Raw genomic sequence first — 25062 nt, forward strand, 5'->3', positions numbered from 1 at the left:
CCGGCATGGAACCGATGGAGAAGCGATATAACGGTTCTCGCCCGCCCTACGGCACCGCATAGCGCAGAAGACGCACCAGCCCTTGCAGATGCGGTTTGGTCATTCTTACGCCGCCCATTTGTAATTTGCGCTTACCGATCTTTCATTTGCCGGCCTGCATAGCGCAGCGTTGCAACCGGCCCGATGTTTGCTGTGTCGATGGCGCCCATGCAGGTCTTGCTGCACGCGCTGCACGCGTTGCACGCGTTTCGGTGGCGGCCTGCCGTTCAACCATCGATGGAGTTGCCCATGCCCATGACCCCCGATGCGGGCCAGCCGCCCCGCGCTTCCCAGGCCGGCGCCAGCCGCTTCAGCGATCCCGCCGCGGCGCGGCGCGCGGTCGAGCTGGCGTTGCCGATGCTGCAGGCCTCGCTGCGCGACAAGGCCGTCGGCGAAAGCGGCTGCATGCATGTGGTCGTGATGGATCCGACGCTGCAGCCGGGCGATTGCGCCTTCGAGGAGGCGATCCTCTATGAGCATTCGCTGCCGTCGCGCGAGGCCTGGGATGCCGACTACAGCCGCTATGCGCGCGCCAAGGCCAGCCTGAGCTGGCGCACCGGCATGGCCAGCGCGCAGGTAGTGCACTGCAGCCCGCACCGGCTGCGCAGCGACGACACCCTGCTCGGCGGCGCCGCCGTGGTGGATGGCATCGTAGTCGCGGTCAGCGGCGCCAACGCATGGTACGACGAGGCCTTTGCCGGTTGCGTGGCGATGCTGCTGCGGGCCGTGGCGCAAGGGTCCTGCATGCGCGCGCAGCCGGCCGGCTGATGCCGGCAGCCGCGCGTTCGCCTGACTGTTGGCACACATTTCGCACCGGCAGCAAGCCTGCGCACCAGGCAACGCCTGTCCCGGTCGCGGCATGCCGCAGCCGACAGGGTGCCAGCGCCGATGTCCGATTCGTCGTCCGATTCGTTGTCCGCTCGTCGTCCGAATCACAGTCCACCACCTACCGATCGCCAGGGAACCACCATGCCAACTTCGCATTCGCCACGAGCCGCCGCGCACACCGAGGCCGCCATGCCGCTGCAGCACCGCACCTATCTCGTCAGCGGGGCGGGCCGGGGACTGGGCGCCGCCATCTGCCGCACGCTGAGCGCGGCCGGCGCCGCCGTGATCGTGGCCGATATCGACGACAAGCTTGCGCGCGACAGCGCCGGCGGGCTGGCCGAGGCCGGCGCGCAGGCGTGGCCGCTGCACCTGGATGTCTCCGACCCCGCTTCCGTGCGCTCCGCCTTCGAAGCCGTGCGCGCGCGCGGCGGGCGCCTCGACGGCATCGTCAACAACGCCGCCATCGACATCACGCTGCCGGTGGACGAAGTCGACGCCGAGACCTGGCGCAAGGTGCTGATGGTCAACCTGTACGGTCCCTACCTGATGGCGCATGCCGCGGTGCCGGTGCTGAAGGCGCAGGGCGGGGGGCATATCGTCAACATCGCGTCGACCGCGTCCAAGCGCGCGTGGCCCAATGCCTCGGCCTACCACGCTACCAAATGGGGACTGCTGGGCTTCTCGCACGCGCTGCATGCGGAATTGCGGCCGCACGGGATCAAGGTGTCGGCCATCGTCGCAGGTGGCATGCGCACGCCTTTCCTGCTTGACCGCTTTCCCGACATCGACCAGGGCAACCTGCAGGATCCGGCCAATGTCGCCAACGCGGTGCGCTTCGTGCTGACGCAGCCCGAAGAAACCGTGATCCCCGAGGTGATGGTGCTGCCCATGAAGGAGACCTCGTGGCCATGAGCCCCGCGCCCGCGCTACGGGCGGCCGTGCTGCTCGACAAGGACGGCACCGTGCTGCAGGACGTTCCCTACAACGTCGATCCGGCGCGCATGCGGCTTGCGCCAGGCGCCGCCGCCGCGCTGCGGCTGCTGGGCGGCCTGGGCTTGCCGCTGGTGGTGGTGACGAACCAGCCCGGGGTGGCGCATGGCCTGCATACCGAGGCCGAACTGGTGCCCGTGCATGAACGGCTGGCGGCGATGTTTGCCGAGCATGGCGCTACGCTGGCCGGCTTCCTGTATTGCCCGCATCATCCCGAAGGCCAGGTGGCGCCCTACGCGCGCGCGTGCCTGTGCCGCAAGCCCATGCCCGGACTGCTGTTGCAGGCGGCCGCGGCCATGCGGCTCGACCTGGCGCGGTCCTGGATGATTGGTGACATCCTCAATGACGTCGAGGCCGGCAACCGCGCAGGCTGCACCACCGTGCTGGTCGACTGCGGCAACGAGACCGAATGGCAGCTGTCGCCCGCGCGCCAGGCGGATTACGTGGTGCCCACGCTGGACGCCGCTGCGCGCCTGGTGGTGGCACGCATCCGGGCCGCAAGTCACGCCGGCGCGGCAGCATCGGTGGACGCGTCGCCATGCCATGCGGAGGCGCCATGAACTGGCAATCCGCGCGCAGCGTGCTGTGCGTGCGCCTCGACAACATGGGCGACGTGCTGATGAGCACGCCGGCGATGCAGGCCCTGGCCGATGCGTTGCCGGGCCGCCGGCTGACGCTGCTGACCTCGCACAGCGCGGCGGCGCTGGCCCCGCACCTGCCGATGATCAGCCGCGTACTGGCCTGGGACGCCCCTTGGGCGAAGCACGCCGAGGCCCAGGCGGCGCCGGCACCGGGGCCGGAGATTGCCGCCTGCGCGCGCTGGCTGGCGCGCTTCCGATTCGACGCGGCGGTGATCTTTACCGTCTACAGCCAGAGCCCCTTGCCCGCCGCGGTGTTGTGCGCGCTGGCAGGCATTCCGCTGCGGCTGGCCTGTTGCCGCGAGAATCCCTACACCTTGCTGAGCGACTGGATTCCCGACACCGAGCCAGGCACGCAACCGGGCCCGCGTCCGCGCCACGAAGCGCAGCGCCAGCTCGACCTGGTGGCGCGGGTGGGCGCGGTCCCGCGCGATACGCGCCTGCGTTTTCGCGTGCTGGCGTCGGACCGCACCGCGGTCGCGGGGCGCCTGGCCGCGATCCGCGGCGGACGCAGCGGGCCGGTGGTAGTGGTGCATCCCGGCGCCAGCGCGCCGTCGCGGCGCTGGCCGCCGGCGCGCTTTGCCCAGGTAGCGCACGCGCTGGCGGTGAAGGCCGGCGCGCACGTGCTGGTGACCGGCGATGCCGCCGAGCACGACATCGTGCGCGCGGTCTGTGCCGCCGCCGGCCACGCGCGCGTGGTGCCGCTCGCCGGCGCCTTGCGCCTGGGGGAAATGGGCGCGTTGCTGGAAGCCGCCGACCTGCTGGTGTCGAACAACACCGGGCCGGTCCACCTGGCCGCCGCACTGGGCACGCCGGTGGTGGACCTGTACGCGCTCACCAACCCGCAGCACACGCCGTGGCAGGTGCCGCACCGCACGCTGTTCGCCGATGTGCCGTGCCGCTATTGCTACAAGAGCATGTGTCCGCAGGGACACCATCGCTGCCTGGAAGACGTGCCGGCCGCGCACGCGGTGCAGGCCGCGCTGGCGCTGCTGGGCGGCACTCCCGACAGCCTGCCCGCGGTCGAACTGCCGTGGCCGGGCACGGGCGCGGCCGCAGCGGCGCCAGCCGAGTTCGATGCCGTGCCGGCGATGCCGGACGACGGTGCAACCCGCCACCTCCCACACGACGAGGCCGACCATGTACACCCTTGGCATTAACGCCGCCTACCATGACTCCGCCGCCTGCCTGGTGCGCGATGGCGAGGTCATCGCCGCGGCGGAGGACGAGCGCTTCACCCATATCAAGCACGGCAAGCGCCCGGTGCCGTTCACGGCGTGGGAGCTGCCGTTCCACGCCATCGACTATTGCCTGGGCGAGGCCGGCATCGCGCTGCGCGACGTCGACCATGTCGCCTACGCGTTCGACCCCGCGCTGATGCTGGGCGCGCGCCGGCATGACGCCACCGTGACGCTGCCGCTGGAGCCGTCGGCGCACGGCGCCGCCAGTGGGCACGAGTCGCCGTGGGATCCGCTGTTCCTGTCGTACGTGGTCAACGCGCCGCGGCAACTGGCCAGCGGCGCGCCGCACCACCTGGCCGCGCGCTTTCGCGGCGTGCGCCACGACGGGCCGTTCCGCTGGCATTTCGTCGAGCACCACATGGGGCATGAAGCCAGCGCCTTCCTGGCGGCGCCGTTCGCGCGCTGCGCGGTGCTGACCATGGACGGCCGCGGCGAACGCGCCACCACCAGCTACGGCGTGTTCGACGGCAAGGAGTACCGGCGCATCAAGCAGATCGACCTGCCGGACTCGCTCGGCCTGCTGTACGAACGCGTCACGCGCCACCTGGGCTTCCTGCATTCGTCGGACGAGTACAAGGTGATGGCGCTCGCCTCCTACGGCAAGCCCGCGCATCTCGGCGTGTTCCGCGACATGGTCAGGCGCGATGCCGAAGGCGGCTACCGCGTGGCGCAGCCCGACCTGGAAGCGTTGCTGGGCCCGCCGCGCCAGCGCGGCGAGGCCTTCGGCGCCGCCCATTTCGATATCGCGCGCTCGCTGCAGGAGGTGCTGGAGGAAACCGTGGTCGGCATGACCACCTGGCTGGCGGAGGCCAGCGGCGAACGGCAGCTGGCCATGGCCGGCGGCGTGGCGCTGAATTGCGTGATGAACGCGCGCGTGCGCGACCAGAGTCCGTTCGACGAGGTCTGGGTGCAGCCGGCCGCGGGCGATGCCGGCACCGCGCTGGGCGCGGCGCTGTGGATCGACTTCCTGCAGCGCGGACGTCCGGCGCGGCAATGGTCGATGGCACACGCCTACCTCGGCCCGGCGTATGGCGAGGACGAGATCGCCGCCTTCCTCGACTGGGCCAAGCTGCCTTACCGCCGGCTCGACGACCTGGCCGGGCAGACCGCCGAGCTGCTGGCGCAGAACAAGATCATCGGCTGGTTCCAGGGCCGCATGGAGTTCGGCCCGCGCGCGCTGGGGGCGCGCTCGATCCTGGCTTCCCCGATTGATCCCGGCATGCAGCAGCGGCTGAACCAGATCAAGGATCGCGAAGACTTCCGCCCGGTGGCGCCGGTGGTGATGCAGGAGCGCGCGCCAGAGTGGTTCAGCGCGGCCAAGCCCGGCCGCGGCGAAGCGCCGTTCATGCTGTTCATCTACGACGTGCGCCCCGAGCAGGCGGCGCGCATCCCGGCGGTCTGCCACGTCGACGGCACCGCGCGCGTGCAGACCGTGCGCCGCGAGCAGAACCCGGCCTATTACGATCTGCTGGCAGCGTTCGAGCGCCGCACCGGCGTCCCGATCCTGGTCAACACCTCGTTCAATACGCGTGGCGAGCCCATCGTCTGCACGCCGCGCGATGCGGTCGAGTGCTTCTGGACTTCGCCGCTGGATGCGCTGGTGATCGGCCCGTTCCTGCTGGAGAAACCCGGCGCCGGAGGCGCCCAGGGACAGACGGGAGGCGCCCATGGACAGGCCTGAGCCCAGGGTCGCGGTGGTGGTGCCCACCTGGCGCCGGCCGGCGCTGCTGGCGCGCTGCCTGCAGGCGCTGTGCGCGCAGCGCCTGCCCGCGCAGGCATACGAGATCATCGTTGCCGACGATGGCTGCGAGGCCCGCATCGAACGGCTGGTGGCGCTGATGGCTGCGCAGCATCCGCACCATGCGCTGCGCTATGTGCCGGTGCCGGGCACGCAGGGGCCGTCGGGCGCGCGCAATGCGGGCTGGCGCCGCGCGGGCGCGTCCGTGATTGCCTTTACCGACGACGACACCGTGCCGGATCCGGGCTGGCTCGAAGCGGGCTGCGCCGCGCTCGCGGAGCAGCCGGAATGCTGCGCCGTGGCCGGAACCGTGCACGTGCCGCTGCCCGCGCGGCCGACCGACCACGAGCGCGATACCGGCGGCCTTGCGCACGCCGAGTTCGTCACCGCCAATTGCTTTGTCCGGCGCGACGCGCTGCTGCGCATCGGCGGCTTCGACGAGCGCTTCACGCGCGCGTGGCGCGAGGATTCGGACCTGCAGTTCCGGCTGATCGAGCAGGTCTGCCCGGTGGGGCGCGCGCCCGCGGCCGTGGTGGCGCATCCGGTGCGCCCGGCCGCATGGGGCAGCAGCGTCGCCGCGCAGGCCAAGGTGTACTTCGACGCGCTGCTGTACAAGAAGCATCCGCGCCTGTACCGGCAGCGTATCCGCCGCGTGCCGCCCTGGCATTACTACGTGACGGTGCTGGCGCTGCTGGCCGCGCCGATCGCATGGCTGGCGGGCGCGCCGGCCGTGGCGGCGGCGGCGGGCCTGCTGTGGCTCGGGTTTACCGCGGCATTCTGCGCGCGCCGCCTGCGCGGCGCGGCGCTGACGCCGGCCCATGTGGCCGAGATGGCGTTAACCTCGATGCTGATACCGCCGCTGTCGCTGTACTGGCGGCTGCGCGGCGCGCTGGCCTTCCGGGTGGTGTTCCTATGAACGCACGCGTCGAGCCGGTCACGGCCTTGCCCCTCGCCCGGTATCCCCAGCAAGCGGCGCGACGCCGCGCGGCGCCGGCGCGCGTGCGGCGCATTGCGGTGTTTCGCGCGCTGCAGCTGGGCGACATGCTGTGCGCGGTGCCGGCGCTGCGGGCGCTGCGCGCGGGCGAGCCCGAGGCCCGCATCACGCTGATCGGCCTGCCGTGGGCGCAGGAGTTCGTGTCCCGCTTCAGTGCGCTGGTGGATGACCTGATGGTCTTTCCCGGCGCACCGGGGATGCCCGAGCAACCTTGCGCCGAAGCGGCGGCGGGCCCGTTCTACGCGGCCGCGCACGCGGCGCGCTTCGACCTGGCGATCCAGCTGCACGGCAGCGGCGCGCTGACCAACGCCGTGGTGCAGCGGCTGGGCGCCCGGCGCATGGCCGGCTTCTGTCCGGACCCCGCCGCGGCGCGCTGCAGCCGCGCCGGCGTGCTGGTGCCGTGGCCGCAGGGCAACGAGGTCGAGCGGCTGCTGGCGCTGATGCAGGCGCTGGGCTATCCGTGCGCGGACCGCAGCCTGGCGTTTCCGCTGCGTCCGCTTGACCACGCCAGCTGGCGGCTGCTGGCCGCCGAGCATGGGCTGGTTGCCGGCGAATACGTCTGCCTGCACGCGGGCGCGCGCATGCTGTCGCGGCGCTGGCCGGTGGAGCGCTTTGCCGAGGCCGGGCGCGCGCTGCGACGCCACTGGAAGGTGGTGCTGACCGGCAGCCGCGACGAGGCCGCGCTGGTGGGGCAGCTGGCGCGGCGCCTGGGCAAGCCGGTGGTCAACCTGTGCGGGCAGACCGCGCTGGGCACGCTGGCCGCACTGATCCGCGACGCGCGCCTGCTGCTGTGCAATGACACCGGCGCCTCGCATATTGCCGCCGCGGTGGGCACGCCCAGCGTGGTGGTCTCGTGCGGCAGCGACAGCGCGCGCTGGGCGCCGCTCGACACCACGCTGCACCGCGTGCTGGCCGACCAGCCGCCATGCCGTCCGTGCATGCACCAGCGTTGCCCGCTTGCCGGGCACCCGTGCGCGTCGAATATCAGCGTGGCCAGCGTGGTGGAGGCCGCGCTCGCGCTGGCGGCCCGGGAGCGCGGCCATGGCTAGGCGGCTGCGCATCCTGACCTGGCACGTGCACGGGAACTACCTGTATTACCTGTCGCAGATCCCGCACGAGCTGTACCTGGTCACCCGCGATGACGGCACGCCCGGCTATGCCGGCGTCGGCGGCGCGTTGCCGTGGGGCGCCAACGTGCACGAGGTGCCTTACGACGCGGTCCCGGCCGGCCGCTTCGACTGCGTGCTGTACCAGCACCGCCACCATTACGAGCATGACCGCGCAGACCTGCTCAGCGCCGCGCAGCGCGCGCTGCCGGCGATCTACCTGGAACACGATCCGCCGCAGGAACACCCGACCAACACGCGCCATCCGGTGCAGGATCCGTCGATGCTGCTGGTGCACGTGACGCCGTTCAACGCGCTGATGTGGGATAGCGGCGTCACGCCGTGCCGCGTGATCGAGCACGGCGTGCTGGTCGACGAGGCGGTGCGCTACAGCGGCGAACTGGCGCGCGGCATCAGCGTGGTCAACCACCTGTCGCGCCGCGGCCGCCGGCTCGGCGCCGATCTGTTCGCGCGCGTGCGCGAGCAGGTGCCGCTGGACCTGGTCGGGATGGCGGCGCAGGAGGCGGGCGGGCTGGGCGAGATACCCAACCCGGACCTGGCGGCGTTCGTCGCGCGCTACCGCTTCTTCTTCAACCCGATCCGCTACACCAGCCTGGGGCTGGCCGTGGTGGAGGCGATGATGCTGGGGGTGCCGGTGGTGGGCCTGGCCACCACCGAGCTGGCCACCGTGATCCAGAGCGGCAACAACGGCTATGTCGATACCCGCGTCGAGGTGCTGGTCAGCGTGATGCGCGAACTGCTGGACGATCCGGAACTGGCGCGCGCGTGGGGCGAGCGCGGCTGCCGGGTGGCGCGCGAGCGCTTCGGCATCGGCCGCTTCGTGGCGGAGTGGGACGAGACGCTGCGTGCGGTCTGCGCGTGACCGCAGCACGTGCCGCTAGCCCGGCCCGCCGTTGCCGTGGAGCCGCGCGCGGCTTCCCGACGACGCCGTGCAGCACACCAGGTAGTACGCGCGCTTGAACTGCAGCGCCGCTTCGAGCCGGCGTCCGGCGGCCGCTTCGGCAAACGCTGCCTGCAGGCAGCGTTCGATGCTGTCGGCGGTGCCGTCCTGCTCGAACAGCCCCGGCGCGCGCTGGTCCCATAGCCGCATCAGCACGGCGCGGCGCTGCGCCAGCGTATGCGGCGGCCAGCCGTGGTCGCGGCTGAGCAATTCCAGCCGCGTCGCCAGCAGCGTTTCGAGCAGCAGGGTAGGCCTGGCAAAGCGTGCGGGCAGCGGCGTCGCGTCGGGCGACCCGGTGGCATCGACCAGTGCCGCAGGCAGCTCCGTGGCGTTGGGCGGGCGCTCGGTCATGGCAGCACGCAACAGATAGCCGGGCGCGGCACAGCGGTGCCGCGCGTTGCGGCGGAGGGTTTCATTCCGTCGCCGTTTCGGTGGCGGGTTCTTCGGCGTCGGCCAGGGCGATGGCCGCCGCGCGCTGCGCCAGCGGCTCGGCCGCCCGGATCCGCAGCACGGTCTGGCGCGACGTGCTGAAGCGCCGCGCGGTCTCGCTGACCGAATAACCTGCCGACAGCGCGCTCAGGATCGCGTGGCGCTGCTCGGGCGTGTGCTTGGGTGGACGGCCCACCTGGCGCCCCATGGCCTTGGCCGCGGCCAGGCTCTCGCGCACGCGCACGCTGCGGGTGGCGCCTTCCAGCGCGGCCACTGCACGCAATACCTCGACCGCTTCAGGCGGCGTCGCGCTGGCGAGGTCATCGCGCGACAGCTGCACGCAGTACAGCGCCACGCCCAGCAGGCGGAAGCGCCGGACCGTGGCCAGCACTTCGGGCACGCTCCAGCCCAGGCTGCACAGGCGCAGCGCAACCACCGCGTCGCCGGGCTGCACCTGGTGCTGCAGCGCGCGCAGGCGCGGGCGCTGCAGTGCCTGCACCGAGGCGGGCGCAGCCTCCCAGAACACGTGTTGCGGGTCGATGCCATAGCCGGCGGCGCTGGCGGCCTGCAGTTCATCCTGGACCGCCGACGCAGCATCGGCGCAATTGGAGTAGAGGAAGGTGGTCGGCATGATGGTGTCGGACGGCGCGCGCGCCGCCCGCTGGTGAGAGCGGTCCGGACAGAGGATTCTGTTCCGGCGGGTTGCGCGATAACGCAACGGTTGCCGTAGCTGCCGCAACTTTCATGCCGCGCGTGCCGGCCCCCATCAAAGCGGCGCAACGCTATACCCGCGCTATACCGGCGCGCTAAGGCGATGCGAGGACGCCATGCGCGGCCCCACGCGCCGCCGCGGGCACAATTACAAGGCTTCGCGCAGGAATTGCAATGACATGCAGGCCAGGCCGCCATGCGCGCGCCACGGCGCCCGATGCGGTGCGGGCACGGAACCTGCCTGCCTTGCGGGGCGAAGCCGGAGTGCCGGCTCCCCACCAGGAGAGAACCGTGGACAAGTCGAAGATCCCCGCAGACCAGGCCGAGGCACTCGGTGCCTTGATGGACGACCACCGCGCGGTCAAGAAGCAGTTCAAGGCGTTCAAGGACACCGAGGACCGCGACGAGAAGGAATCGATCGCGCTTGACGTGTGCCACCAGCTCACGGTGCACGCCACCATCGAGGAAGAAATCTTTTACCCGGCGTTGCGGGGCGTCAGCGAAGAAATCGATGACATGCTGGACGAGGCCCAGGTCGAGCACCAGGTCGCCAAGGACCTGATCGCCGCGATCGAGGAAGATCCCGCCGGCGACATGCTCGAGGCCAACTTCACGGTGCTGTCGGAATATGTCTCCCACCACGTCGAGGAAGAGGAAGGCGAGCTGTTCAAGAACGTGATCAAGGAAAAGGTCGAGCTGCGCGATGTGGCGCAGACCATGGCCGCGCGCAAGGAAGAGTTGATGCGCGAGACCGCTTGAGGCTGCGGTAACTGCGGCGGTGCCGGGCGGGCGCGGCGCCCCGCCGCTTCAGCGGATTTGAAGAAGTCGCACAAGCCGGGGTGCTCCACGCGCCCCGGCCGGCCGTTAACATCACGCACCACTTTCCCCGCCGTGCCGTGATTGCCCCATGACCTTTGTCGTGACGGATGCCTGCATCCAGTGCCGCCATACCGACTGCGTCGAAGTCTGCCCGATGTCGTGCTTCCACGAAGGGCCGAACTTCCTTGCCATCGATCCCGACCAATGCATCGACTGCTCGATGTGCGTGCCGTTGTGCCCCGTCGGCGCAATCTACTCCGAGCATGACCTGCCGGAAGACCAGCGCCATTTCCTCGCGCTCAACGCCGAACTGTCGCGACGGCCAGACTGGCTTCCGCTGATGAAGGCGAAGGGACCGCTACCGGACCACGAGCAGTGGGCCGGCCATCCTGACCGCTTGTCGTTGCTGCGGCGCTAGCGCGGCGGCGTGTCGCGGTAGTCCGGGAAGGCTTCCGGCAAGGTCTGCACGGTCCCGGTCAGGGTGCCGTCATAGCCGGGCAGCGCGTTGACGCGCTGGCGGAAGGCCTCGCTGGTCAGCGCCCCGACCGCGCCGGCCAGCGCCGCGCTGCGCAGCTTGGCGCGCTCGATCGCAAAGAAGTAGCGCTCCTTGATCACCGGCACGAACGCCAGGCCGAAGCGCCGCGCCGCGGTCTCGACGCCGAAGCCCACGTCGGCCATGCCGCTGCCGATGTAGGCCGCCACCGCGGCGTGGGTGAATTCCCCGTTGCTGTAGCCCTCGATGCGCGCGCCGTCGATGCCGCGCGCCGCCAGCATCAGGTCCAGCAGCAGCCGCGTGCCGGAGCCCACCTGCCGGTTGACGAAGCGCACTTCGCGCCGGGTCAGGTCCTCGAGCGTATGGATGCCGAGCGGGTTGCCCGGCCGCACGAACAGCCCCTGGCTGCGCACCGCCAGGTGCACCAGGCAGTGGGTCTCGGGCTTGAGCCAGGTGGTGAAGTGGCGCCACATGCCATGCTCGAACTCGCCCACCGGCACGTGGAAGCCGGCGATGTCGCAGGCGCCCTCGGCCAGCGCCGCCACGGCCTCGACGCTGCCGCAGTACTTCAGGTCGTGCCGCACCTGCTGCTCGTCGAGGAAGTCGCGCAGCGCCGCCACCGCGAAGCCGTGGCTGGCATGCAGCCGCGCCGTGGCCTCGGGCTGCGCCATCAGCTTCTTCAGCTCGATCTCCAGTTCGGACGCAAGGCTGTCCAGCGTCGGCGACAGCCGCGCGCCGATCCGCTTGCTGGCCCACACCAGCTGCTGCGCCAGCGGCGTCAGCGCGCTGCCGCGCCCGCGCGTCTTGTCGATCAGCGGGCCGCCGAACAGCGCCTCGGCATCGCGCAGGATGCCCCAGGCATAGCGGTACGACAGCGACACCGCCTGGGCCGACTGGCTGATGCTGCCCGATTCGCCGATATGGCCGAGCAGGGCCACCAGGCGCGACACGTCGAGCGGCTCGGCGCCCGGCCGGGCGTCGTCCCGGATCTGCAGGTGGGGTTGGATCGAGATGCGGATCATATGTAGAAAATAGCTTATTGAAGGCCCGCTGTCACTCTCATATAGTCCGCCTAACGGGCGAAACGGCGAACCGGTAGCCCGGAAATAGGAAAAAAATAGCATATAAGCGGGATCCGGCAGGCACTTTGGCCGGTCCTGGCGAGCCCTCACAGGAGACGCCATGCCAGACATCGCCCCCCACGCACCCCGTGCCTCCGGTGCCGCGGCATCGCCCGATGCCGCGCGCATCGCCGCCATCGTCGCGGCACGCCAGCACATGCCGGGCGCCTTGCTGCCGATCCTGCACGAGATCCAGGACACCCAGGGCTTTATCCCCGACACCGCCGTGCCCGTGATTGCCCGCGCGCTGAACCTGTCGCGCGCCGAGGTGCATGGCGTGATCACCTTCTACCATCACTTCCGCCAGCAGCCCGCCGGCCGCCACGTGGTGCAGGTGTGCCGCGCCGAGGCGTGCCAGGCGGTCGGCGCCGAGGCGCTGGCCGAGCACGCGCAGCGCGCGCTGGGCTGCGGCTTCCATGAAACCAGCGCGGACGGGCAGGTGACGCTGGAGCCGGTCTATTGCCTGGGCCAGTGCGCCTGCGGCCCGGCGGTGATGGTCGGCGAGCAACTGCACGGCTATGTCGATGCGGCGCGCTTCGACGCGCTGGTGCGCGCGCTGCGCGCGTCGCCCAACCCGGCCACCCCGCCCACCCCGGCAGAAACGGAGGCGCAGGCATGAGCAAGGTCACCACTCTCTTCGTGCCGCGCGACTCGACCGCGCTGGCGCTGGGCGCCGACGAGGTCGCGCGCGCGATCGCCAGCGAAGCCGCCGCGCGCGGCGAAGCCGTGCGCATCGTGCGCAACGGTTCGCGCGGCATGTTCTGGCTCGAGCCGCTGGTCGAGGTGCAGACCGATGCCGGCCGCGTAGCCTACGGCCCGGTCGGCGCGGCCGACGTGCCGGGCCTGTTCGATGCAGGGCTGCTGCAGGGCGGCGCGCATGCGCTGGCGCACGGCCCGACCGAGCAGATCCCGTTCCTGCAGCGTCAGGAGCGCTTGACCTTCGCCCGCGTCGGCATCACCGACCCGCTGTCGCTGGACGACTACCGCGCGCACGAGGGCTACGCCGGCCTGGAACGCGCGCTGGCGATGCCGCCCGCCGAGATCGTGCAGGAGGTCACCGACTCCGGCTTGCGCGGCCGGGGCGGCGCGGCGTTCCCGACCGGCATCAAGTGGAAGACCGTGCTCGGCGCGCAGTCCGCAACCAAGTACATCGTCTGCAATGCCGACGAAGGCGACTCGGGCACCTTCTCCGACCGCATGGTGATGGAAGACGATCCCTTCATGCTGATCGAAGGCATGACCATCGCCGGCCTGGCGGTGGGCGCGGAGCAGGGCTACATCTACTGCCGCTCCGAATATCCGCATGCAATCGCCGTGCTGGAAAGTGCGATCGGCATCGCCAGCGCCGCGGGCTGGCTCGGCGACGACATCCGCGGCAGCGGCCGGCGCTTTCATCTCGAAGTGCGCAAGGGCGCCGGCGCCTATGTCTGCGGCGAGGAAACCGCGCTGCTGGAAAGCCTGGAAGGCCGGCGCGGCGTGGTGCGCGCCAAGCCGCCGCTGCCGGCGCTGAAGGGCCTGTTCGGCCAGCCCACGGTGATCAACAACGTGATCTCGCTGGCCACGGTGCCGGTGATCCTGGCGCGCGGCGCGCAGTACTACCGCGATTTCGGCATGGGCCGCTCGCGCGGCACGCTGCCGTTCCAGCTGGCCGGCAACATCCGCCACGGCGGGCTGGTGGAGAAGGCGTTCGGCGTCACGCTGCGCGAGCTGCTGGTCGACTACGGCGGCGGCACCCGCAGCGGCCGTGCGATCCGCGCGGTGCAGGTGGGCGGGCCGCTGGGCGCCTACCTGCCCGAGTCGCGCTTCGACGTGCCGCTGGACTACGAAGCCTATGCCGCGTTTGGCGGCGTGGTCGGCCACGGCGGCATCGTGGTGTTCGACGAGACCGTCGACATGGCGAAGCAGGCGCGCTACGCGATGGAGTTCTGCGCGATCGAATCGTGCGGCAAATGCACGCCGTGCCGGATCGGCTCGACCCGCGGCGTCGAAGTGATGGACCGCATCATCGCCGGCGAGCAGCCGGTGCGGCATGTGCAGCTGGTGCGCGACCTGTGCGACACCATGCTCAACGGCTCGCTGTGCGCGATGGGCGGCATGACGCCGTACCCGGTGCTGTCCGCGCTGAACGAATTCCCCGAGGACTTCGGCCTCGCATCCAATCCGGCCAGGGCCGCCTGAGCCAGGTCCGTCAGAGACACGGGAGACAAACCGCCATGAACGCCCGCAACGAGATTGATTTCGGCACGCCCGCCAGCCCTTCGACCGAGATGGTCACCCTGGAGGTCGACGGCGTCAGCGTCACCGTGCCGGCCGGCACGTCGGTGATGCGCGCCGCGATGGAGGCGCAGATCGCCGTGCCCAAGCTGTGCGCCACCGATACCCTGGAAGCGTTCGGCTCGTGCCGGCTGTGCCTGGTCGAGATCGAGGGGCGGCGCGGTTATCCGGCCTCGTGCACCACGCCGGTCGAAGCCGGCATGAAGGTGAAGACCCAGAGCGACAAGCTCGCCGACCTGCGCCGCGGGGTGATGGAGCTGTATATCTCCGACCATCCGCTCGATTGCCTGACCTGTCCCACCAACGGCAACTGCGAGCTGCAGGACATGGCCGGCGTGGTCGGCCTGCGCGAAGTGCGCTACAACGACGGCGGTCCCGAATCGGCCCCGATCGCCACGCACACGCGGATGGAGAAGGACGAGTCCAATCCTTACTTCACCTACGATCCCTCCAAGTGCATCGTCTGCAACCGCTGCGTGCGCGCCTGCGAGGAAACCCAGGGCACCTTCGCGCTGACCATCAGCGGCCGCGGCTTCGATTCCCGCGTCTCGCCCGGCACCAGCCAGCCGTTCATGGAGTCGGACTGCGTCTCGTGCGGCGCCTGCGTGCAGGCGTGCCCGACCGCGACGCTGACCGAGACTTCCATCATCAAGCTGGGCCAGCCTTCGCACAGCACCGTGACCACCTGCGCCTATTGCGGGGTGGGCTGTTCGTTCAAGGCCGAGATGAAGGGCAATGAAGTGGTGCGCATGGTGCCGTACAAGGACGGCAAGGCCAACGAGGGCCACGCCTGCGTCAAGGGCCGCTTTGCCTGGGGCTATGCCACGCACAAGGACCGCATCCTCAAGCCGATGATCCGGGCGAAGATCACCGACCCGTGGCGCGAGGTGTCGTGGGAAGAGGCGATCGACTATGCCGCGTCCGAATTCAGGCGCATCCAGGCCAAACACGGCAAGGACTCGATCGGCGGCATCGTGTCGTCGCGCTGCACCAACGAAGAAGGCTACCTGGTGCAGAAGCTGGTGCGCGCCGCGTTCGGCAACAACAACGTCGACACCTGCGCGCGCGTATGCCATTCGCCGACCGGCTACGGGCTGAAGCAGACCCTGGGCGAATCGGCGGGCACGCAGACCTTCAAGTCGGTCGAGAAGGCCGACGTGATCATGGTGATCGGCGCCAACCCGACCGACGGCCACCCGGTCTTTGCCTCGCGCATGAAGAAGCGCCTGCGTGCCGGCGCCAAGCTGATCGTGGTCGACCCGCGCCGCATCGACCTGGTCAATTCGCCGCATATCCGCGCCGACTTCCACCTGCAGCTGCGCCCCGGCACCAACGTCGCGCTGGTGACGTCGCTGGCGCACGTGATCGTCACTGAGGGCCTGCTCAACGAAGCCTTTATCGCCGAGCGCTGCGAGGATCGCGCGTTCGGGCAGTGGCGCGACTTTGTCGCGCTGCCGGAGAACTCGCCCGAGGCCATGGAGAGCGTCACCGGCATTCCCGCCGACCAGCTGCGCGGGGCGGCGCGCCTGTACGCGACCGGCGGCAACGCCGCGATCTACTACGGCCTGGGCGTGACCGAGCATGCGCAAGGCTCCACCACCGTGATGGGCATCGCCAACCTTGCCATGGCCACCGGCAATATCGGCCGCGAGGGCGTCGGCGTGAACCCGCTGCGCGGGCAGAACAACGTGCAGGGCTCGTGCGACATCGGCTCGTTCCCGCATGAACTGCCGGGCTATCGCCACGTGTCGGACTCGACCGTGCGCGGCCTGTTCGAGGACGCCTGGAATGTCGAGATCAGCCCCGAGCCGGGCCTGCGCATCCCCAACATGTTCGAGGCCGCGCTGGCCGGCAGCTTCAAGGGCCTGTACTGCCAGGGCGAGGACATCGTGCAGTCGGACCCGAACACCCAGCACGTGTCCGAGGCGCTGTCGTCGATGGAATGCATCGTGGTGCAGGACATCTTCCTGAACGAGACCGCCAAGTACGCGCACGTGTTCCTGCCGGGCTCGTCCTTCCTGGAAAAGGACGGCACCTTCACCAACGCCGAGCGCCGCATCTCGCGCGTGCGCAAGGTGATGCCGCCCAAGGCGCGCTATGCCGACTGGGAGGCCACCATGCTGCTGGCCAATGCGCTCGGCTACCCGATGGACTACCGGCACCCGTCCGAGATCATGGACGAGATCGCGCGGCTGACGCCGACCTTCGCCGGCGTCAGCTACCAGCGCCTGGAGCAGTTGGGCAGCATCCAGTGGCCGTGCAATGCCGACGCGCCGGAAGGCACGCCGACCATGCATATCGATGCCTTCGTGCGCGGCAAGGGCAAATTCATCATCACCAGGTACGTGCCCACCACCGAGAAGGTCACGCGCGCCTTCCCGCTGATCCTGACCACCGGTCGCATCCTGTCGCAGTACAACGTCGGCGCGCAGACGCGGCGCACCGACAACGTCCACTGGCATGCCGAGGACCGGCTCGAGATCCACCCGCACGATGCTGAAGAGCGTGGCATCAAGGACGGCGACTGGGTCGGGGTGCAGAGCCGTGCCGGCGACACCGTGCTGCGCGCCATTGTCAGCGAGCGCATGCAGCCGGGCGTGGTCTACACCACCTTCCACTTCCCGGAGTCGGGCGCCAACGTGATCACCACCGACAACTCCGACTGGGCCACCAACTGCCCCGAGTACAAGGTCACCGCGGTGCAGGTGCTGCCGGTGGCGCAGCCGTCGGCATGGCAGCGCCAGTACCAAGACTTCAACGCCACGCAGCTGCGGCTGCTGGAGGCGGCCAGCGCCGACCCGGCGCAGGCCGCGAGCTGAACGGAGGGCTACGCGAGATGCGTTGCATGCAGTCGCCGGAACGCGATCCGGCCGCGGCGGAGGACGCCGCAACCGCGACCCACAGCACCTTCGCCGTCAACCGCTGGCGCGGCGGCGAGCTGATGCTGGGACCCGACGAGGTCGCCGAGGAGGTGCCGGTGGCGCTGGAGTACAACGGCATCTCGCATGCGGTGATGCTGGCGACGCCGGCCGACCTGGAAGACTTCGCGCTGGGCTTCAGCCTGAGCGAGGGCATCGTCGGCAGCGCGCGCGAGGTCTACGACATCGAGGTCGACACGCGCGCGCACGGCATCGCCGTGCAGCTGGAGATCGCCTCGGAAGCCTTCATGCGGCTTAAGGACCGGCGCCGCACGCTGGCCGGGCGCACCGGCTGCGGGCTATGTGGTACCGAATCGCTGGAACAGGTGATGCGCACGCCGGCGCCGGTGCGCAGCACGGCGAGCTTCCATACCGACGTGATCCAGGCGGCCTTCGTGCAGCTGCAGCTGCGCCAGGCCTTGCAGCGCCATACCGGCGCGACCCATGCCGCCGCGTGGCTGCGCGCCGACGGCCATGTCGCGCTGGTGCGCGAGGATGTGGGCCGCCACAACGCGCTCGACAAGCTGGCCGGCGCGCTGGCCCGCAGCGGTGAAGACATCGCCGGCGGCGCGGTGCTGGTGACCAGCCGCGCCAGCTATGAAATGGTGCTGAAGACAGCCGCGATCGGCGCAGGCGTGCTGGCGGCGGTGTCCGCCCCCACCGCGCTGGCGGTGCGCCTGGCCGACCAGGCCGGCATCACCCTGGCTGGCTTCGTGCGCGCCGGCGCGCATGTGGTCTATGCCCATCCCCAACGGCTGCAGCACGGCAGCACCCAAGAGAGCCTGGCATGAAGATCGATAACCTTGTCACCATGGCCAACCAGATCGGCAGCTTCTTCGAGGCCATGCCCGATCGCGAGGAGGCGGTCGCGGATATCGCCGGGCATATCAAGCGCTTCTGGGAACCGCGCATGCGCCGGGCACTGCTGGGGCATGTCGATGCCGACGCCGGCAGCGGGCTGCTGGAGATCGTGCGCGAGGCGCTGGGCCGGCACCGCGCCATGCTCGAGTAGCCGGCGCGGCTCAGCGCAGGCGCAACGGCTCCAGCAGGGCGCCGTCGTATTCGCCGCGCGAAATCCGCCCCAGCTCCAGCATCCGCTGCAGGATATACACCTGCCGCTGGCGCGCGCGCCGGGGATTGGCCACCGGGTTGTTCGCCGAGGGCGCCTTCGGCAGGCCCGCCAGCATCGCGCACTCGGCCAGCGTCAGCTGGTCCAGCCGCTTGCCGAAGTAGGTCTGCGCGGCATTGGCAAAGCCGTAGGCGCCCTGTCCCAGGTAGATCTTGTTCAGGTACAGCTCGAGGATCTCGTCCTTGCTCAGGGTCTTTTCGATCCGGTAGGACAGCAGCACCTCGTACAGCTTGCGGGTGTAGGTCTTTTCCCGCGACAGGTAGAAATTGCGCGCCACCTGCATGGTGATGGTCGACGCTCCCTGAGACAGCTCGTCCGACAGGTTGGCCACGCCCGCGCGGATCACGCCGACATAGTCGATGCCGTCATGCAGGTAGAAGCGTTCGTCCTCGATCGCCACCACGGCCTCGGTCAGCGCGCGCGGCATCCTGTCAATGGGCACGTAGTCCGGCGTATCGCGGAAGGCGGTGAGCGCGTCGAGCGACGGCAGCTGCCGGTCGGCGGCGAGGATGGCGATGGCGGCCAGCAGCGCGCCGCCGATCGCGGCGAGCAGCAGCAGCTTGAGCAGGGCGGAGCACAGGCGTTTCATGGCGCGTATTGTGCCAGCCGCCGCGCGCCCCGCGCGAGCCCCCGGTTTTCGGGTTTGCGGGTTTTGCTTACACCCAGCCCAGCCAGCGCCAGTAGGTCGCGGCGAACAGCAGCATCATGGCGTAGCCGATGATCGTGACCGGGATGCCGATGCGCGCGAACTGCCGTCCGTTGAAGGTCTCGGTGCCCAGGCACACCATGTTCTGCGGTGCGTTGATCGGCAGGATAAAGCCGAAGCTGACGGTAAAGCCCAGCAGCATGGTGATGCCGACGCGGTTGATGTCGCCGGGCAGAGTCTGCAGCACCGAGATCAGGATCGGCAGCAGCGCCGCGGTCAGCGCGGTGGCGCTGGCAAAGCCCAGGTGGATCAGGATCAGGAAGGCCGACAGGATCGCAAACACCAGCAACGCGCCATGCGCCGCCAGCCCCGAATGCGTGACCACGAACTGGCCCAGCCACTGCCCGGCCTGGGTCGACAGCAGCGCGGTGCCCAGGCTGATGCCAACCCCGAACACGATCAGCGTGCCCCACGGCGTGCGCTGCTGCATGGTCTTCCAGTCCATCACGCCGAGGCGCGGCAGCATCAGGATCACCAGTCCGACGAAGGTCACGGTGGCGGTGTCGAAGCGGTGCAGCTTGCCCTCGGTGGCCCAGAACAGCAGCAGTCCCAGCGACACCGCGGCCAGCCGCTTCTGCGGGCCGCTCATCGGGCCTAGCGCGGACAGTTCACGCTGCACCGCCTCCTTGCCGCCGGGAATGGCCTCGGTCTCGGCCGGCAGCAGCCAGCGCACCAGCACATAGAGCACCACCGACATCGCCACCGCCCACGGCGCGCCCGCGATCAGCCATTGCAGCCAGGTGACGCGCTCGCCCAGCAGCTTGTCCATGAAGCCGACCGTCAGCAGGTTCTGCGCGGCGGCGGTCTGGATGCCGACGTTCCAGATGCTGGTGGCCTGCGCCACCGTGATCATGATGCCGGCGGCGATATTGGACTTCTTGTCGACGCCGAAGGCGGCGATCACACCCATCATGATCGGCACCACGCAGGCGCTGCGTGCGGTGGCGCTGGGCACTACCAGGCTCAGGGCGATGGTGACCGCGATGGTGCCGACCAGGATGCGGCGCGTACTGGTGCCGATTGCCGACAGCGTCACCAGCGCGATGCGCCGATCCAGCCCGGTCACCGTCATCGCCGCGGAAATAAACAGCGCCGCCGCGACCAGCGCCAGCGCGGTGTTGGAGAACCCGGCCAGCGCCATGCCCAGTGCCTTCGACGTGCCGTATTGCACCGAGGGGTCGTTCACGGTCGGCGCAAAGCCGATCAGCCCGGCCATCAGCGAGGTGATCATGATGGCGCTGGCCTCGTACGAGACCGCCTCGGTGATCCACACCACGATGGCGAACGCCAGGATCGCCAGCATGCGCTGGCCGGCAATGGTGAGCCCGTCGGGCTGCGGGATTGCCAGCACCGCGATCAGCGCGGCGGCGGCTGCGAACAGGCCCCAGTGCAAAGTGAGCTTCGGTGCGGGCGTGGCCGCGGCCGGGGCGAGAGGGGCAGGGGCAGGGGCGGGATGGGAGGCGGGAAGTTCTGGCATCGCCGACGTTCCTTGTCGTTTCGACTATCTGAAATTTTCCGGCGCGCAGCGGGCGATGTCGAGGACCGGGGCGGGCTAGTTACGCCCGTCATGCGCAAGATCAAGGCGATGGCAGATCGCCGGATTCCCCGGCCGCGGCCCGCGTCATACCAGTGAGAGGCTCGCCACACAAGGCTCGCGCGGCAGTCCGCATGAGCTGACACCGGCGCCGCGCCGTGGTGTGTGAGACACGAGCCGGAGTGATCTGAAATAATTGGAGCCGACCATGAAGGTTTTAGTACGCGGTCTCAAGGCCGGGCTGGACCCGGCAGCGCTGCGCAAGGCGCTGGCACGGTATGCGAAGATCCGTTCGGTGGAACTGGTGAAGGAAGGTGACCCCAGGCATCCCTGGGCCTGGGTCGATATCGACGCCGGCGCGCTGACGGTATGGAAGCTGGTGGCGCGGCTGGACCGGCGCTATGTCGCCGGCTGTCATCTGCGCTGGCACGTGCCGGCGTACCGCGAGCGCTGAAGCGACGCACCGGCACCGGCGCGCCTGGCAACGACAAAATGGAAAAGACAATGCTCAAGTGGCTTCAACGCGCGGCATGCCCGCATGCCTCCGCGGCCATGCCGCAAACACCGGCGGCGACCGGCCCCGCGCCGCACATGCCGGACGCGCCGGACCTGGTGTTCGAACGCATCAGCAACGCGCGCGACCTGGGCGGACTGGTGGGCGCGGAAGGGCGCCGCGTGCGCCATGGCCGGCTCTTCCGCAGCGGCAACCCGGCGCTGGCGAGCGACGCCGACCTGCAGCGGCTGCAGGCACTCGGGCTCGACATGGTGGTGGATTTCCGCTCGCCCGGCGAGAAGTCGCCGGGCGAAGCGGCCTTCGGCCAGCGCTTCCGCTGGCAGGCGGTGCCGGTGCTGGAAGGCAGCATGGCGATGGATGTGCTGATGCCGCGCCTGCGCGCCAGCACGCCGGCGCAGATGGATGCCTTCATGCTCGAGGTCTACCGCGATTTCCCGGTGCGTTATCGCAAAGCCTTCGGCGGCTTCATGCAGACCGTGCAGGGCGGCCAGACCCTGCTGTTCCACTGCACCGCGGGCAAGGACCGCACCGGCTTTGCCGCGCTGCTGTTGCTGGCCGCGCTCGGTGTGGGGCAGGACGACATCCTGGCCAACTACCTGGAATCGAACCAGCGCAACGCGCAGTTCAACGCGGCCGTGCTGGCGCAGATGAGCGGGCTCGGGGTCGATGCCGCGGTGATGATGCCGCTGCTGGAAGTCCGGGCCAGCTATCTCGACGCGTCGATGCAGGCCATCGACGCGGGCTGGGGCAGCGTCGCCAACTACCTGCGCGACGCGCTGCAGGTCGACGTCGCGCAGTTGCGCGCGCACTACCTGGCTGGCTGACTCACCGGCTCACTGGCGGGGCGGATCCCGAAATCGGATTACCATAACCGCGTTTCGGACTTCATTGCGGTGCCCGCCAGCGGCGCCCGACCCTCAATGCTCGAACTCCAGGGAGCCATCTGGTTCCGCTCCGGCTCGCAGGACTGGGGCGGCAAGGACCGCATCGCGCTGCTCGCCGCCATCGGCGCGCACGGCTCGATCACGGCCGCCGCGCGCGCCGTCGGCATCAGCTACAAGGCGGCGTGGGACGCCATCGACGCGATGAACAACAGCGCCGGCGAGCCGCTGGTGGTGCGCGCCGCGGGCGGCAAGGGCGGCGGCGGCACGCGCCTGACCGCGCGCGGCGAACAGCTGATCCGCACCTATCGCGCGCTCGAGGACGAGCACCGGCGCTTTGTCGCGCAGCTGTCGCGGCTGGGCGAGGGCGTGGCCGACGATATCCACCTGATGAGGCGAATGATGATCAAGACCAGTGCGCGCAACAAGCTGTTCGGACGCGTGGCCAGCGTCAAGGGCGGCGCGGTCAATGACGAGGTCGAGCTGGAACTGGCCGGCGGGCAGCGCATCGTCGCCACCATCACGCACGAGAGCGTCGAGACCCTGGAGCTTGCCGAAGGCGTCGAGGCGTTTGCGCTGATCAAGGCGTCGTCGGTGCTGGTGGGGCTGCCGGAGCCGGGCCTGCGGCTGTCGGCGCGCAACCAGCTGCCGGGCGTGGTCGCGCGCGTGATGCCCGGCGCGGTGAACGCCGAGGTGGTGATCGAACTCGACGGCGGCGGCACGGTGGCCGCGATCGTCACCAACGGCAGCGTCGAGGCGCTCGGGCTGCAGGCCGGCGTGGCCGCGGTGGCGATATTCAAGGCCTCGAGCGTGATCCTCGGCGTGGTGGGATGATTGCCGCGGCGTGCAATAATAGCCGCCCCCAAAGCATGTCGTTTTCCCCGCAATGCACGCCGCGCTGGCTGGCTTTTCCCTCGGTCTTTCCCTGATTCTTGCCATCGGTTCCCAGAATGCCTTCGTGCTGCGGCAAGGCCTGCGGCGCGAGCATGTGTTCTGGGTCTGCCTGGTGTGCGCGCTGTCCGATGCGCTGCTGATCCTGCTGGGCGTGTCGGGCTTTGCCGTGATGATCCGCACGCTGCCGTGGCTGGGCGAGGCGATGCGCTATGGCGGCGCGGCCTTCCTGCTCTGGTATGGCGCGCGCAGCTTCATCGCGGCGTGGCGCTCGAACGCGGTGCTCGATCCCAGCGATGCCGCGCCGCGGCCGCTGGCGCCGACGCTGGCCGTGTGCCTGGCCTTCACCTGGCTCAATCCGCATGTGTATCTCGACACGGTGATGCTGATCGGCTCGGTGTCGACCCAGTTCGCGGGCCACGCGCGTGAATTCGCCGTGGGGGCCATGACGGCCTCGTTCCTGTTCTTCTTCGCGCTTGGCTATGGCGCGGCGCTGCTGCGGCCGGTGTTTGCGCGGCCGCGGGCGTGGCAGGTGCTGGAGGTGGTGATCGGCATCACCATGTGGGTGATTGCCGCGCGTTTGCTGATTGGTTGAACGAAACGAGCGGGGATGTCGGCCTACGTCGACCTGCTGCGCGCGGCTCAGGCCACGCGCGCCGACACCGGCGCGTAGACCGGCGGGTGGTGGCGGCTGGTGCCGCTGCCGAAGATGCGGCCTTCGCGGATTTCGAGCACGTGGTCGCCCAGCGCCTCGACATCGGCGGGGTCGTGCGAGATCACCACCATCGGCACGTCGAGGCTGGCCTGCAGCGTGCGCAGCTCTGCCCGCATGCGCGCGCGCAGCGCGGGGTCCAGCGCCGAGAACGGTTCATCCAGCAGGACGATGTCGGGCTGCGCTACCAGCGCGCGCGCCAGCGCCACGCGCTGCTTCTGGCCGCCGGAAATCTCCGACGGGTAATTGCCGGCGATGTCGGCCAGGCCGAAGGCGTCGATCCAGCGCTGCGCCTGCGGATGCACCGTGCCGCGGCGCGGATTGCGCCAGCCGCGCGCCAGGCCGAAGCCGATGTTCTGGCTTACGGTCAGGTGCGGTAACAGCGCATATTCCTGGAACAGGTAGGCCACCCGGCGCTCCTGCGGACGCACGTCGATGCCGGCGTCGGCGTCGAACAGGGTGCGGCCGTTCAGCACGATGCGGCCGCTGTCCGGCGCCAGCAGCCCGGCGATGGCGCGCAGCGTCAGGCTCTTGCCCGCGCCCGAAGGGCCGAACAGCGCAATGCGCCGGCTGGCCGAATCGAATTCGATATCCAGCGCGAAGTGGCGGTCGGCCGAGACCATCTGCTTGCGGATGCTGACATGCATGCCCATGGCGATATGCGGGTCCTGGCGTTAGCGGACGCGCGGACGCAAGCGCCGGCGTTCGTAGAGTTCAGCGGGATTGCGCGCGGCCGCCGGCACCAGGCGTCCGGCGATCACCAGCAGCAGCACGCAGGTGACGGAGGTCACCAGCACCAGCAGGTTGGCGGTATTGTCGTCGCCGGCCTGGACCGCCTCGTAGATGGCCACCGACAGCGTCTGCGTGCGCCCGGGCAGGTTGCCCGCGATCATCAGCGTGGCGCCGAATTCGCCCAGCGCGCGTGCAAAGGCCAGCAGCACGCCGGCGATGATGCCGCGCGCCGCCAGTGGCAGCGTGACGCGGAAGAAGATGCCGGCCTCTGGCACGCCCAGCACGCGCGCGGCGTTTTCGAGCTGGTGGTCGACGCCTTCGAAGGCAGCGCGCGCGGACTTCAGCACCAGCGGGAAGGCGACGATGGTCGAAGCCAGCACCGCGCCCTGCCAGGTAAAGACCAGTTCGATGCCGAGGCGCGCCAGCCACTCGCCGAATACGCCGCGGCGCCCCACCAGCACCAGCAGGTAATAGCCCAGCACCGTCGGCGGCAGCACCAGCGGCAGCGTCAGCACCGCGTCGACCACGTCGCGCAGCGGCGAGCGCCAGCGCGCCAGCGCCCAGGCCGCGCCGACGCCGAGCACGGCGTTCAGCGCGGTGGCCCAGCCCGCCACCTTCAGTGACAGCAGCAGCGGTACCCAGACGGCATCCATCGCGTGCGCG

Annotated in this window: 26 protein-coding genes; 19 read left to right on the forward strand and 7 right to left on the reverse strand. The window is 70.0% G+C overall.

The window, feature by feature from the left end:
• Window positions 1-294 precede the first annotated feature (294 nt).
• The 8 genes from C7416_RS09830 to C7416_RS09865 all read left to right on the forward strand — a co-directional run bounded on the left by C7416_RS09830 (window position 295) and on the right by C7416_RS09865 (window position 8457).
• Window positions 295-807, forward strand: coding sequence for a hypothetical protein (locus C7416_RS09830; protein WP_111519046.1), 513 nt, complete (start codon window positions 295-297; stop codon window positions 805-807).
• A 201-nt stretch (window positions 808-1008) separates the two neighbouring features.
• Complete coding sequence (locus C7416_RS09835) at window positions 1009-1779, forward strand: SDR family oxidoreductase (protein ID WP_373424922.1); 771 nt, start codon at window positions 1009-1011, stop codon at window positions 1777-1779.
• Window positions 1776-2417: a D-glycero-alpha-D-manno-heptose-1,7-bisphosphate 7-phosphatase gene (locus C7416_RS09840; protein WP_111518623.1), complete on the forward strand. Its 642-nt coding sequence runs from the start codon at window positions 1776-1778 to the stop codon at window positions 2415-2417. The genes C7416_RS09835 and C7416_RS09840 overlap by 4 nt, the downstream gene beginning before the upstream one ends.
• Window positions 2414-3655 (forward strand): glycosyltransferase family 9 protein, encoded by a 1242-nt coding sequence (locus C7416_RS09845; protein WP_111518625.1) that lies wholly within the window; start codon window positions 2414-2416, stop codon window positions 3653-3655. Before C7416_RS09840 ends, C7416_RS09845 begins: the two co-directional genes overlap by 4 nt.
• Window positions 3636-5417 (forward strand): carbamoyltransferase family protein, encoded by a 1782-nt coding sequence (locus C7416_RS09850; RefSeq protein ID WP_111518627.1) that lies wholly within the window; start codon window positions 3636-3638, stop codon window positions 5415-5417. The genes C7416_RS09845 and C7416_RS09850 overlap by 20 nt, the downstream gene beginning before the upstream one ends.
• Window positions 5404-6390: a glycosyltransferase family 2 protein gene (locus C7416_RS09855; protein ID WP_111518629.1), complete on the forward strand. Its 987-nt coding sequence runs from the start codon at window positions 5404-5406 to the stop codon at window positions 6388-6390. Before C7416_RS09850 ends, C7416_RS09855 begins: the two co-directional genes overlap by 14 nt.
• A 125-nt stretch (window positions 6391-6515) precedes the next feature.
• Window positions 6516-7517 carry a glycosyltransferase family 9 protein gene (locus C7416_RS09860; RefSeq protein ID WP_232344495.1) on the forward strand — a complete coding sequence of 334 codons (1002 nt, stop codon included), beginning with the start codon at window positions 6516-6518 and terminating at the stop codon, window positions 7515-7517.
• Window positions 7510-8457 (forward strand): glycosyltransferase family 4 protein, encoded by a 948-nt coding sequence (locus C7416_RS09865; protein WP_111518631.1) that lies wholly within the window; start codon window positions 7510-7512, stop codon window positions 8455-8457. Before C7416_RS09860 ends, C7416_RS09865 begins: the two co-directional genes overlap by 8 nt.
• Window positions 8458-8472: 15 nt before the next feature.
• Here C7416_RS09865 and C7416_RS09870 read toward each other — a convergent pair whose 3' ends face one another.
• Together C7416_RS09870 and C7416_RS09875 are read right to left on the reverse strand one after the other, a co-directional pair.
• The gene (locus C7416_RS09870; RefSeq protein WP_111518633.1) at window positions 8473-8886 is read right to left on the reverse strand and encodes a hypothetical protein; all 414 of its coding nucleotides are present in this window, start codon (window positions 8884-8886) and stop codon (window positions 8473-8475) included.
• 61 nt (window positions 8887-8947) lie between these two features.
• Complete coding sequence (locus tag C7416_RS09875; RefSeq protein WP_111518635.1) at window positions 8948-9595, reverse strand: recombinase family protein; 648 nt, start codon at window positions 9593-9595, stop codon at window positions 8948-8950.
• 371 nt (window positions 9596-9966) lie between these two features.
• Here C7416_RS09875 and C7416_RS09880 point away from each other — a divergent pair, with 371 nt between their 5' ends.
• A complete protein-coding gene (locus C7416_RS09880; RefSeq protein WP_111518644.1) occupies window positions 9967-10434 on the forward strand; it encodes a hemerythrin domain-containing protein in 468 nt (155 codons plus the stop codon).
• A 148-nt stretch (window positions 10435-10582) separates the two neighbouring features.
• Window positions 10583-10912 carry a ferredoxin FdxA gene (gene fdxA, locus C7416_RS09885; RefSeq protein WP_111518646.1) on the forward strand — a complete coding sequence of 110 codons (330 nt, stop codon included), beginning with the start codon at window positions 10583-10585 and terminating at the stop codon, window positions 10910-10912.
• Here fdxA and C7416_RS09890 read toward each other — a convergent pair.
• The gene (locus C7416_RS09890) at window positions 10909-12009 is read right to left on the reverse strand and encodes a substrate-binding domain-containing protein (RefSeq protein ID WP_111518648.1); all 1101 of its coding nucleotides are present in this window, start codon (window positions 12007-12009) and stop codon (window positions 10909-10911) included. The two genes, fdxA and C7416_RS09890, sit on opposite strands and share 4 nt — an antisense overlap.
• A 160-nt stretch (window positions 12010-12169) precedes the next feature.
• Between C7416_RS09890 and C7416_RS09895 the strand changes: the two genes are divergently transcribed.
• From C7416_RS09895 to C7416_RS09915, 5 genes are read left to right on the forward strand one after another with little or no spacing between them, the layout of a single operon-like run.
• A complete protein-coding gene (locus C7416_RS09895; RefSeq protein ID WP_111518650.1) occupies window positions 12170-12727 on the forward strand; it encodes a formate dehydrogenase subunit gamma in 558 nt (185 codons plus the stop codon).
• Window positions 12724-14286: a formate dehydrogenase beta subunit gene (locus C7416_RS09900; protein WP_111518652.1), complete on the forward strand. Its 1563-nt coding sequence runs from the start codon at window positions 12724-12726 to the stop codon at window positions 14284-14286. The genes C7416_RS09895 and C7416_RS09900 overlap by 4 nt, the downstream gene beginning before the upstream one ends.
• A gap of 35 nt (window positions 14287-14321) precedes the next feature.
• Window positions 14322-17201, forward strand: a complete 2880-nt coding sequence (fdhF, locus tag C7416_RS09905) for a formate dehydrogenase subunit alpha (RefSeq protein ID WP_111518654.1) — start codon at window positions 14322-14324, stop codon at window positions 17199-17201.
• Between the two features lie 26 nt (window positions 17202-17227).
• Window positions 17228-18091: a formate dehydrogenase accessory sulfurtransferase FdhD gene (gene fdhD, locus C7416_RS09910; RefSeq protein WP_373424923.1), complete on the forward strand. Its 864-nt coding sequence runs from the start codon at window positions 17228-17230 to the stop codon at window positions 18089-18091.
• The gene (locus C7416_RS09915) at window positions 18088-18312 is read left to right on the forward strand and encodes a formate dehydrogenase subunit delta (protein WP_018008943.1); all 225 of its coding nucleotides are present in this window, start codon (window positions 18088-18090) and stop codon (window positions 18310-18312) included. Before fdhD ends, C7416_RS09915 begins: the two co-directional genes overlap by 4 nt.
• A 10-nt stretch (window positions 18313-18322) precedes the next feature.
• Here C7416_RS09915 and C7416_RS09920 read toward each other — a convergent pair whose 3' ends face one another.
• Window positions 18323-19018: a transglycosylase domain-containing protein gene (locus tag C7416_RS09920; RefSeq protein WP_111518658.1), complete on the reverse strand. Its 696-nt coding sequence runs from the start codon at window positions 19016-19018 to the stop codon at window positions 18323-18325.
• A 67-nt stretch (window positions 19019-19085) separates the two neighbouring features.
• Window positions 19086-20612: a DASS family sodium-coupled anion symporter gene (locus C7416_RS09925; RefSeq protein ID WP_111518660.1), complete on the reverse strand. Its 1527-nt coding sequence runs from the start codon at window positions 20610-20612 to the stop codon at window positions 19086-19088.
• A 265-nt stretch (window positions 20613-20877) separates the two neighbouring features.
• On the opposite strand from C7416_RS09925, the gene C7416_RS09930 reads away from it, so the two are divergent.
• From C7416_RS09930 to C7416_RS09945, 4 genes are all read left to right on the forward strand, one after another.
• Window positions 20878-21123 carry an RNA-binding protein gene (locus C7416_RS09930; protein WP_111518662.1) on the forward strand — a complete coding sequence of 82 codons (246 nt, stop codon included), beginning with the start codon at window positions 20878-20880 and terminating at the stop codon, window positions 21121-21123.
• A gap of 50 nt (window positions 21124-21173) precedes the next feature.
• Window positions 21174-22007, forward strand: coding sequence for a tyrosine-protein phosphatase (locus tag C7416_RS09935; protein ID WP_111518664.1), 834 nt, complete (start codon window positions 21174-21176; stop codon window positions 22005-22007).
• Window positions 22008-22103: 96 nt separating this feature from the next.
• On the forward strand, window positions 22104-22898 hold the full coding sequence (locus C7416_RS09940; protein ID WP_111518666.1) for a TOBE domain-containing protein: 795 nt from the start codon (window positions 22104-22106) through the stop codon (window positions 22896-22898).
• A 52-nt stretch (window positions 22899-22950) separates the two neighbouring features.
• Entirely contained in the window at window positions 22951-23550 is a 600-nt protein-coding gene (locus tag C7416_RS09945) for a LysE/ArgO family amino acid transporter (protein WP_111518668.1), read from the forward strand.
• Window positions 23551-23597: 47 nt separating this feature from the next.
• Here C7416_RS09945 and C7416_RS09950 read toward each other — a convergent pair whose 3' ends face one another.
• Both C7416_RS09950 and modB read right to left on the reverse strand, forming a co-directional pair.
• The gene (locus C7416_RS09950; RefSeq protein ID WP_111518670.1) at window positions 23598-24320 is read right to left on the reverse strand and encodes an ATP-binding cassette domain-containing protein; all 723 of its coding nucleotides are present in this window, start codon (window positions 24318-24320) and stop codon (window positions 23598-23600) included.
• A gap of 21 nt (window positions 24321-24341) precedes the next feature.
• Window positions 24342-25052, reverse strand: a complete 711-nt coding sequence (modB, locus tag C7416_RS09955; protein WP_062797125.1) for a molybdate ABC transporter permease subunit — start codon at window positions 25050-25052, stop codon at window positions 24342-24344.
• Window positions 25053-25062: the final 10 nt, after the last annotated feature.

It is taken from the genome of Cupriavidus phytorum, assembly GCF_003254285.1.
GTDB classification, from domain to species: Bacteria; Pseudomonadota; Gammaproteobacteria; order Burkholderiales; family Burkholderiaceae; genus Cupriavidus; species Cupriavidus phytorum.